Source organism: Fulvivirga aurantia, from assembly GCF_009711475.1.
GTDB lineage: Bacteria > Bacteroidota > Bacteroidia > Cytophagales > Cyclobacteriaceae > Fulvivirga > Fulvivirga aurantia.
In genome coordinates this window covers 1-932 of the sequence record NZ_SMMD01000197.1, presented here as the reverse complement: position 1 = coordinate 932, position 932 = coordinate 1, and the positions used below count along the sequence as shown (strand labels likewise).

The window sequence follows — 932 nt, the reverse complement described above, 5'->3', positions numbered from 1 at the left end:
TCAGACAGGGCCAGCTCTTATTTTAAGGCACCTATTTATAACTAAAGAAATACGTTCTTCTTTGTTCCGGCCCTACATATTGTACCATATCAAACCGCTGAGGGTAGGTTTTTATGGCTTTTCCCAAGCACCGTGGTGTTGTACTAAACCCTAGCTGATCATAAACCACATAATCTACACCGTGTCCATCGAGCCCCTCAAGAAGGTGATCCGGATCTTCAGAATATCGATAATTAACAGACTCATGGCCTGAGTACAGATAAAATAGGTTTGGCTTTCTACTGCATATCACAGAGCCTTTGGCCACATTATTTTTGCTCCATCTAGCCATTGAAAAGAATTCTGCCCAATGAATCGGATAGTTTTGCTTTGCAGTAGCATTTAAATTTTTTAAAGATGGAAACAACAAAAAGACAAAGAGCAGCAAATAATACGGCTTGGCATCTCTGATAGTGAGCTGTTTCTGTAAAACACCTTGTATAAAAGCATGAATCCCATAAAAAAACAGTAAAACCAGCATAGGCAATACTGGCACCAAATATCTGTAACTGGCAAAATAATCAGGCCATACAAGCAAAATGAGAATCGTAAATAATAAGTAACTACCAGCTATTATACCCACAGCCCGAGATTTAATGCCTCCATATATTATTGTTGCTATTGCGATAATTCCTAAAAGCCAACAGAGGAGTGCACTGCTTGACTCACCGTCTAACTCAAGAATAGGAACTAAAATATTTGGTATTTCGATAGAAAAAATACGATCTACATTTGCTACAACGCGATCAACCATATCAGAAAAATCTACAGTACCCGACTCTGGTCTGTAGTAATTTTTTCTGAACATCACATTGAACTGATTGCTTCCACCCATAGAAAAGCTCCGTAGTTGCCATGGAAGTACGCCTAAGACAAATCCGACAAATAAACCG

Annotated in this window: 1 protein-coding gene; it reads right to left on the bottom strand. The window is 38.8% G+C overall.

Translation table 11 applies throughout. The annotated features are described in order from the left end of the window. Nucleotides 1–31 precede the first annotated feature (31 nt). Nucleotides 32–932 (bottom strand): hypothetical protein (locus E1176_RS20195; RefSeq protein ID WP_185152497.1); only part of this gene is annotated, 901 nt, incomplete at its 5' end.